We start from the raw sequence: 8,997 nt of genomic DNA on the forward strand, positions 1-8,997 counted from the left end.
AAAAACAGCAGGGGTGGCAAGCTTTTTTTGTCGAAAACCGCATAAAATCAATAAAAACTTAGGGTATGTCTTTAAAACTTTTGACAATACCATTGAACGATAGGGGGGAATCGAATGAATGTAGATCTTGTCGTTGATGCGCGTGGGCTATCTTGTCCAATGCCGATTGTTCGCACGAAAAAAGCAATGGAACAGCTACAACCTGGCCAAGTGCTGGAAGTGCAAGCAACAGACAAAGGATCGCTTGCCGATATTCAAGGTTGGGCAAAAAACACAGGGCATCAATATATCGGCACGATTGAAGAAGGAGATGTACTCAAACATTACCTTCGCAAAGCGAATCCTACAGAAAGCAAAGAGGAAACGAAATATCCTCACGTTGTCGCGTTAGACGAATTGCAAAAGAAAGTAGAAAACAATGAACAAGTATTTATTTTAGACGTGCGCGAAGAAGCGGAGTATGTGTTTGGGCATATTCCAGGAGCGTATCATATTCCGCTCGGACAGTTGTCCGAACGAATGAATGAATTAAATAAAGATGAGACGATTTACGTCATTTGCCGAACAGGCAATCGTAGCGATCTCGCTGCGCAACAATTAGCTGAAAAAGGATTCACACATGTATTTAACGTCATTCCAGGCATGACAGAATGGAAAGGAACAATCATTAAAGGAGGAAATGAACAATGAACAAACGTGTAGCAATTATTGCAGCAAATGGTGGATTATTCGATGCATACAAAGTATTTAACATTGCGACAGCAGCGGCAGCAACAGAAGCAGAAGTAGCGATTTTCTTTACATTCGAAGGATTAAATTTAATTCATAAAGAAGCGTATAAGCAATTGCCGCTTCCAGAAGGAAAAGAACAAATTCAACAAGGATTTGCTCAAGCGAACGTTCCATCGATCCCTGAACTTGTAAGCATGGCTCAAGAAATGGGTGTGAAATTTATTGCTTGCCAAATGACAATGGATGTGATGGGATTAACAAAAGAACATTTTGTAGATGGTATTGATGTTGGTGGCGCTGTTACATTCCTCGATTTTGCGAAAGATGCTGACATTACGTTAACGTTCTAAGGAGGAAAAGCATGAAAGCAGATCTTGTCGTTGATGCAAAAGGGTTGGCGTGTCCAATGCCAATCGTTCGTACAAAAAAAGGAATGGATACATTACAATCAGGTCAAGTGTTAGAAATTCATGTGACAGATAAAGGAGCTAAAAACGATTTGTCCGCATGGGCAAAATCAGCGGGGCATGAAATGATTGACATGGCTGAAGACGGCGACGTACTAAAATTTTGGATTCGTAAAGCGTGATAAGCATCGGGCGTATGTCCCGATGCTTCATACAAGGAGTGAACTAGCATGGATATCGGCTTTATTGTGACGATTTTTCTCATTGGATTTATCGGTTCGTTTATTTCAGGAATGGTTGGGATTGGCGGATCGATTATTAAGTATCCGATGTTGCTCTACATTCCACCGTTGCTTGGCTACGCTGCATTCAGTGCTCATGAAGTATCCGGCATTAGCGCCATTCAAGTATTTTTCGCAACAATTGGCGGCGTTTGGGCGTACCGGAAAGGTGGATATTTAAATAAAACGTTAATTATTTACATGGGAACGAGCATTTTGCTCGGTAGTTTCATCGGTGGTTATGGTTCAAAATTAATGAGTGAAGGCGGCATTAATATCGTTTATGCGGTGTTGGCAACGATTGCGGCCGTTTTGATGTTTGTTCCGAAAAAAGAAATTGACAATATTCCGTTCGATCAAGTGACATTTAATAAGTGGCTCGCTGCTGCATTAGCATTTATTGTCGGAGTGAGTGCGGGAATTGTCGGAGCCGCTGGTGCATTTATTCTTGTACCAATTATGCTCGTTGTATTAAAAATTCCAACACGTATGACGATTGCTACATCATTAGCGATTACGTTTATTTCATCAATTGGGGCAACAGTAGGAAAAATTACAACAGGACAGTTCGAGTTTTGGACGGCGTTGATTATGGTTGTTGCAAGTTTAATTGCTTCCCCGATTGGAGCAAACGTTGGTAAAAAAGTCAATACAAAAATATTGCAGTTTATTTTAGCTGCCCTCATTGTAGCAACAGCTATTAAAATTTGGTTGGACATTTTGTAAAAGATGTTGAAAAATTCATCCTTTATGTTATAATACCATTAGGGGTATATAAAATAGTGGAACATAAAGGAGGAATGGTAACATGAAACAAGTAACGGTATATACGACAACGACATGTCCATATTGTACATTGCTAAAAAACTTTTTAGCTGAACGTGGCATTCCTTTTAGAGAAGTGAACTTGCATCAACATCCTGAAGCTGTTGATTACGTTGTTCGCTCGACTGGACAAATGGGCGTGCCACAAACAGAAATTAACGGACGTTGGGTCGTTGGATTTGATCCGCAACGAATTATGCAATTGTTACAACAATAATTTTTTTACTTATATAAATACCCTATAAGGTATAAGGAGAGGTGGATATTACATGGCAGTATATGCGTTAACAGCACAACAAATCAATGAGATGATTGTTCGTAAAGAACCGTTTTTCTTATTCGATGTTCGTAATGAATCAGATTTTGCAGATTGGAAAATTGAAGGAGAGCACATTGAATATTTAAACATCCCTTATTTTGAATTAATCGATGGTGTTGAGCCTGTGTTAGAACGCTTACCGAAAGATAAAAAAATCGTCGTCGTTTGTGCAAAAGAAGGGTCTTCGATGATGGTCGCTGACATGCTTGCTGAAAAAGGGTTAGAAGTATTTTATTTAAAAGGCGGCATGAAAGCATGGAGTGAATATTTGTATCCAGTTGTTGTGTACGAAGATGAAAATATGAAAGTATATCAATTTATTCGTGTCGGTAAAGGGTGCCTTTCTTACATGGTCGTATCAGGCAAAGAAGCGCTCATCGTTGACCCATCCCGATTTATTGATGTATATAAAGAAGTAGCGCAAAAAGAAAACGTAACAATTACACATATTGTTGATTCTCATCTACATGCCGATCACATTTCTGGTGGATACGAATTAGCAAAACAAACAGGTGCGAAATATTATTTAATGAAGAGCGAAGGAGCGGTATTCGAATTTGAACCGCTAGAGAATCACGAGCGTATTGAATTTGAAAAAGTAAGCTTAGAAGTATTAGCCATCAAAACACCAGGTCATACCCCAGGTAGTGTATCATTTTTCGTAAACAATAAATTGTTGTTCTCTGGCGATACAATTTTCGTAAGTGGTCTCGGTCGACCAGATCTTGGCGGAAAAGCGCGCGAGTGGGCGAAAGATTTATACGACACAGTGTATAACAAAGTAGCACAAATTGCTGATGATGTCATCGTGCTTCCTGCACACTACGCAAACTTTGATCAAGAAGTCAATGAACAAGGATATATCGGCAATACGTTAGGGAACATTCGTCAAATGAATGAAATCATGCAAGGGAAAACGGAAGAAGAGTTCGTTGAACATGTGGCACAATCTGCATCTTCTGAAACACCACCAAACTTTGAAGACATTGTCGCCATCAACCGTGGTGTAAAAGATGCAACGCCAGAGCAACAACAAGAACTTGAAATTGGTCCAAACCGTTGTGCCGTTCACCATACACATTAAAACGTTTTTGTTTCATGTATTAAAAGGAATTTTATTCAACCTCGCGATTTGCGAGGTTTTTTTCGATTTTGCGAAACTTTTTGGACACAATAGTCGTATATAACATATGTAAAGGGTATTCTCTTTTATTTTCGATCATTTTTCATTAAAATAAATGTATGGAGGGATGATGTGATGTTTTTTCATCCAATGGATTTTCTTATTTTAATTGCTTTTGCTGTGTCGATTTGGGCACAATTTAAAGTCAAAGGAAACTTTAGCAAGTGGTCAGATGTACCTGCTTCCTCTGGGTTAACGGGAGCAGAAGTGGCACGTCTCATTTTAGATCGCAATGGGCTATACGATGTGCCGGTAGAGCTTGTCCCAGGTACGTTGACAGACCATTACGATCCAATTGCTCGAGCCGTTCGTTTATCAGAGCCGGTTTACTATGGCCGTTCGATTGCTGCTGTATCGGTGGCTGCCCATGAAGTTGGCCACGCAGTGCAACATCAACAAGCATATGGTGCGCTCGTTTTGCGCCATCGTATGTTCCCAATCGTTAATTTTACATCTGGAATGGCTCCATTCCTTCTTCTTGGCGGGTTTTTGATGCAACAATTTTCGTTAATTGGTTTAGGGATCATTTTATTCTCGTTTGCAGTAGCGTTCCAAGTCATTACGTTGCCTGTGGAGTTTAATGCTAGTTCGCGTGCAAAAGACTTTATGATCGCGGAAGGGATTATTCGTAATGAAGAAGAACGAGGGGTAAACAAAGTATTAAACGCCGCGGCATTAACGTATGTTGCAGCAGCGCTTATTTCGGTGTTAGAATTAATCAAGTATGTACTTATTTTTGTGCAAGGAAATAATGAAGATTAATAAATAGGAGGTGGCATCCGCACGCATGTATGCGTGCGGACGTTCGTTGGACATATTTAGTTTATGGATGATTGTTTTTCTTATTGCGCTTACTGGTTTTTTTGTCGCTTCGGAATTTGCGATTGTAAAAGTGCGTCCGTCGCGCATTGATCAACTGATTGAAGAAGGCAACAAAAAAGCGGTAGCAGCGAAACATGTCATTACGCATTTAGATGAGTATTTATCTGCAAATCAGCTCGGAATTACAATGACATCGCTCGGTCTTGGTTGGCTCGGGGAACCGACGGTGGAACGAGCGCTTCGTCCACTTTTTGATCAGTTTAACGTATCTCCATCATTTGCGCACGGTGCTTCGTTTATTGTTGCATTTGCAACGATTACGTTTGTTCATGTCGTTGTTGGGGAATTGGCGCCGAAGACAATTGCGATTCAAAAAGCGGAAGCTATCACATTGTGGACAGCGCGTCCGCTCATGTTATTTTATCGTGTCATGTATCCATTTATTTGGTTATTAAACGGATCTGCCCGCTTAGTTGTTCGTTTATTTGGCTTCCAGCTGTCTAGTGAGCAAGAATTGGCTCATTCCGAAGAAGAATTGCGCCTGCTTTTATCAGCTAGTTACAAAAACGGAGAAATTAACCATGCGGAATATAAATATGTCAATAACATTTTCCGTTTTGATGACCGTGTCGCAAAAGAAATAATGGTTCCACGAAAGGAGATTGTTGCGTTAGATGTCAATGATTCGATGGAACATGTGTTACAAACGATTCGTGAAGAAAAGTACACGCGCTATCCAGTCATTGATGGAGATAAAGACCATATACTCGGATTAGTGAACGTGAAAGAGCTGTTTACTGATCTTGTTGTGAACTGTCAGGAGCGAAAGCAGCTGCGTGAATATATTCGTCCAATTATTCAAGTAATCGAAACGGTCCCTATTCAAGATTTGCTTGTGCAAATGCAAAAAGAGCGCATTCATATGGCCATTTTAGTTGATGAATATGGCGGAACATCTGGTTTAGTGACAGTCGAAGATATTTTAGAGGAAATTGTTGGAGAAATTCGAGATGAGTTCGATACGGATGAAGCTCCACTTATTCAAGTAATTGACGAAAATCGTACGATTGTTGATGGAAAAGTGCTCATTAGTGAAATTAATGATTTATTCGGCTTAGAAATTGACGATACAGACGTCGATACAATCGGTGGATGGATGTTAACAGAGCGCTATAACATTCGTCCTGGGGAGCAAATTGAGTTTGGTCATTGCGTATTTACCGTCATGGAATTAGACGGTCACCATGTGAAAAAAATTGAGGTGACACGTCGTCCGCAAGTAGAGGATGTATATGAAGAGGCCGCGTTATAATAACGCGCCTCTTTTTATATTGCCGAAAATCGTTTCATCAGGTAATGCGGAGCATGTGATGAGCTCTTTTGTAAACGGGTGAGGAAACGATAAGGAGATCGCATGTAACGCTTGCCGGTCAATCCACGGTTTTCCTCCATATAATGTATCGCCGACTAACGGATGGCCGATATAGCTCATATGGACACGAATTTGGTGCGTTCGTCCTGTATCGAGGGTGAGGCGAACGAGCGACACATTTTTTTGTTTGTCATATTGTATACGTTCGTAATGAGTAATGGCGATATCACCTGTTTTCGATACGCGCCGCTTCGTTGGATGATGACGGTCGCGTCCGATCGGGGCTTGAATCGTCCCTTTTTCCTTTTTCACATACCCGTGAACAAGAGCAATATATGTGCGGTGAATCATTCGCTCGGCTAAATATTTGTCGAGCATGGCGCCAGCAAGCGCATGTTTCGCGAATAAAATGACGCCGCTCGTATCGCGATCAAGGCGATGAATATGCCGAACTTTACTATAAATTCCTTCACATTGAAAGTGAAAGGCGACTGCATTTGCTAACGTATTTGTTTGGTTTGGCTGCGTCGGATGGACGTCCATATGTGCGGGTTTGTTAACGACAAGCACATGATCGTCTTCAAATACAATATGAAGCGGGAAGTATGTTGGAATCGGTTCAATCGTTTCGTCTTTTATATGTATCCCAATATGATCATTTGGTGAAATGATTGTGTGTAAAGGAACGATCTTCTTATTTACTGTCACTCCTTTTGTCATTCGCCATTCATGCAACATTTTTTTAGGAACGAACCATTTTGTTTGAAATGCTTGTTCAAGCGATAGGCCAATCCATGATGATGGCGCTTCAAACATCAGCCAATTTCCTTTTTTTTGTACATTCATTCGTCTCACTCTTTCTATACAATAAATTACCAACACCATAAAGTGCGTTGATATGTTACAATTTCGTTATAGATTAGGAAATGAAATGGAAAAAGGTGAGGTCAATTGAAAACCGTCTATGTTGCTACGGAAGAGCAAAAGCAATATATTCAATCGCTTATTGAGCAATTTTATACATGTATTTTTCCAAAATATTTCACAGATCATGAAATTGAAACATTTGAATCGCTTGGTATATTACAGTTTCAATCTTCCACATACGATGGAACGTTAAAAGAGGCGTTTGAGATTATTTCTGCATTACAATCGTTGCAAGCGATTATTGAATTTGCTTCGTTCCATGGCGTTTCTTACTACAATCATTTGTTTCAACGCAATGTGGAGCAATTAGCGCGACACGGAATAAGCTTCCCACTTACACCTGAACATTTTTCACATGAAAAAGATCATTACGTAAGCATATATATGAAACCTGCTCATTCTTGGGTGATGTAAAAAAGCCTTCACAACGAAGGCTTTTATTTTGTTTGTTCAAACCATTTTCGAAATACGTCTTCTTCATAATATCCTTCAATACGTGCGACTTCTTTTCCATTTTTAAAGCGGACAATTGTTGGTGTCGCTTCAATGTGATATTCATCCCATCCTTCTTCAAATTCAAGGAGGTTAAATTGCTTTAAGTCGATACCCATTTCTTTCGCTAATGGCACAACGATTGGCGTTGTTTTTTTACAAAATTCACACGTTGAGCTGTAAAAGTAAACGGTCATCGTTTCTTTATTGTTTAATGCTTCTCTTAATTCGTCAGGCAAAATAATGTTTTGATAATTCGGGTCGTCAAGAAGGTCGATCGTAGCTGGATGTAGTTCTTCCTTCCCGAACGGATTTCCTTCCGCTTTTTGTTTTTGCGTATATGATGTAATCCAAGCGAGTGCGCCAAATAAAACGATAATGATACCGCCGAAAATAAGTAATTTTTTCATCGAATATTCCCTTCTTTCTCCATTTTTATAAGACGATAGCTGATGACGCTAATAAAAATAAAAGCAACAAGTGCTAAAAAGGGAATCGTGATAAACCCGAGCCAGTTTAAATAATCGCCTGTACACGGTACAATACCGCATGATGGAGCAGTATTTCGGAAAAATGTCACTTTTTGAATGAGATAATGATAAGAAGAAATCGTGCCACCGATAACAGATAGCATAAGCGTATAACGAGCGATGTTAAATTCTTTGCGCACAAAAGCCATGCCAAGCAAAAATACTTGCGGATACATAAAAATGCGCTGATACCAACAAAGTTCACATGGGATGAACTTCAGCACCTCGGAAAAATAAAGGCTACCGAGTGTAGCGATGAATGCAACGATCCAAGCGGCTAACAAATGATTTTCTCTCTGCGCCATAATTCCACCTTCTTATTTTTTACTCTTTGTTCATTATAGTACATCGAAAGAAATGATGTAAATTGCGACGATATTTTGTTTGAGTCAAGACTTTGTGGGAGATTTTTTTCTCGACCGATTTTATTGGTTATATATGGTTTTATAGGCTTGTTTCATGTAAGCGCTTTTATCCTCTCTTATCCTGTAGGTATGTGCCTATATCTGTGTTTTTAAAAACCTTTCAATGCTTGTAATACCTCGTAAATCGGTGTTCCTGAAGACTGACGGAAATACGGAATGTTGTCCCGAATCACTTCCTTCATTCGAGATGAGACGCGTTTCATTGCCTTTTTCACGATCGTTTCTCGTTTCGTTTCTTCTCGTTCTTCCACGCCATACATCACCCCACGGCGTGTCCGAATGAGTAACGTATCTTTTATCGCGGCGATCGCTCGCAACATTGCTTCAATCCCTGCATCTTTCCAACTTCGACCGTTTTTACTTCGTTTCGCAAACACATGCATCGTTCCTTCCGCACTCCCCATCGCTCTCATGTTTGTCGTGTCGATCCCTTTTTCCTTCAGCCATATGCGATAGTCACGCAAACATCCTGGCATCTCCTCGATTCGACGAACAAGCGCCTCGAGTTGCTTTTCCTTCTCCTCATGTTCTAGCGTACCGATGGCACTTGTGAGTTCTCGCAACACACCCTCTTCATCCCATGATGCGAATTTCTTTCGAATCACCCGATATCTTGCATGACCTCGGAACAATTGACGAATCTCTCTCGCCACATGGAACCGATCGAGTTGAAAGTACCCTC

At 40.3% G+C, this 8,997-nt stretch carries 13 protein-coding genes; 9 read left to right on the plus strand and 4 right to left on the minus strand.

Features of this window, described 5'->3' with window-relative positions; translation table 11 throughout:
* The first annotated feature begins 114 nt into the window (after positions 1-114).
* The 8 genes from EKC99_RS14355 to EKC99_RS14390 all read left to right on the plus strand — a co-directional run bounded on the left by EKC99_RS14355 (position 115) and on the right by EKC99_RS14390 (position 5,881).
* Positions 115-690 carry a sulfurtransferase TusA family protein gene (locus EKC99_RS14355; protein WP_009362056.1) on the plus strand — a complete coding sequence of 192 codons (576 nt, stop codon included), beginning with the start codon at positions 115-117 and terminating at the stop codon, positions 688-690.
* Positions 687-1,082: a DsrE/DsrF/DrsH-like family protein gene (locus tag EKC99_RS14360; protein WP_009362055.1), complete on the plus strand. Its 396-nt coding sequence runs from the start codon at positions 687-689 to the stop codon at positions 1,080-1,082. The genes EKC99_RS14355 and EKC99_RS14360 overlap by 4 nt, the downstream gene beginning before the upstream one ends.
* 11 nt (positions 1,083-1,093) lie before the next feature.
* A complete protein-coding gene (locus tag EKC99_RS14365; protein ID WP_163152513.1) occupies positions 1,094-1,321 on the plus strand; it encodes a sulfurtransferase TusA family protein in 228 nt (75 codons plus the stop codon).
* A 48-nt stretch (positions 1,322-1,369) separates the two neighbouring features.
* Positions 1,370-2,146, plus strand: coding sequence for a sulfite exporter TauE/SafE family protein (locus EKC99_RS14370; RefSeq protein WP_009362053.1), 777 nt, complete (start codon positions 1,370-1,372; stop codon positions 2,144-2,146).
* An 82-nt stretch (positions 2,147-2,228) separates the two neighbouring features.
* Positions 2,229-2,462 (plus strand): glutaredoxin family protein, encoded by a 234-nt coding sequence (locus tag EKC99_RS14375; protein WP_009362052.1) that lies wholly within the window; start codon positions 2,229-2,231, stop codon positions 2,460-2,462.
* A 52-nt stretch (positions 2,463-2,514) separates the two neighbouring features.
* Positions 2,515-3,648, plus strand: a complete 1,134-nt coding sequence (locus EKC99_RS14380) for an MBL fold metallo-hydrolase (protein ID WP_163152515.1) — start codon at positions 2,515-2,517, stop codon at positions 3,646-3,648.
* A 174-nt stretch (positions 3,649-3,822) separates the two neighbouring features.
* Entirely contained in the window at positions 3,823-4,509 is a 687-nt protein-coding gene (locus tag EKC99_RS14385) for a zinc metallopeptidase (protein ID WP_163152520.1), read from the plus strand.
* A 46-nt stretch (positions 4,510-4,555) separates the two neighbouring features.
* Positions 4,556-5,881, plus strand: coding sequence for a hemolysin family protein (locus tag EKC99_RS14390; protein ID WP_163152522.1), 1,326 nt, complete (start codon positions 4,556-4,558; stop codon positions 5,879-5,881).
* On the opposite strand, the gene EKC99_RS14395 is transcribed toward EKC99_RS14390, so the two are convergent.
* Entirely contained in the window at positions 5,876-6,787 is a 912-nt protein-coding gene (locus EKC99_RS14395) for an RluA family pseudouridine synthase (RefSeq protein ID WP_163152517.1), read from the minus strand. The genes EKC99_RS14390 and EKC99_RS14395 overlap by 6 nt on opposite strands.
* Before the next feature lie 105 nt (positions 6,788-6,892).
* Here EKC99_RS14395 and EKC99_RS14400 point away from each other — a divergent pair, with 105 nt between their 5' ends.
* On the plus strand, positions 6,893-7,282 hold the full coding sequence (locus EKC99_RS14400; protein ID WP_163152518.1) for a DUF5365 family protein: 390 nt from the start codon (positions 6,893-6,895) through the stop codon (positions 7,280-7,282).
* A 23-nt stretch (positions 7,283-7,305) separates the two neighbouring features.
* Here the strand turns inward: EKC99_RS14400 and EKC99_RS14405 are convergent, their stop codons facing one another.
* The 3 genes from EKC99_RS14405 to EKC99_RS14415 form a co-directional block, all read right to left on the minus strand.
* Positions 7,306-7,770, minus strand: coding sequence for a thioredoxin family protein (locus EKC99_RS14405; RefSeq protein ID WP_019417092.1), 465 nt, complete (start codon positions 7,768-7,770; stop codon positions 7,306-7,308).
* Complete coding sequence (locus tag EKC99_RS14410) at positions 7,767-8,195, minus strand: disulfide formation protein C (protein WP_021095481.1); 429 nt, start codon at positions 8,193-8,195, stop codon at positions 7,767-7,769. Before EKC99_RS14410 ends, EKC99_RS14405 begins: the two co-directional genes overlap by 4 nt.
* A gap of 209 nt (positions 8,196-8,404) precedes the next feature.
* On the minus strand, positions 8,405-8,997 hold a 593-nt coding region (locus EKC99_RS14415; protein WP_205597784.1), incomplete at its 5' end, for a UPF0236 family transposase-like protein.

Source organism: Anoxybacillus sp. MB8, from assembly GCF_011006755.1.
GTDB classification, from domain to species: Bacteria; Bacillota; Bacilli; order Bacillales; family Anoxybacillaceae; genus Anoxybacillus; species Anoxybacillus gonensis.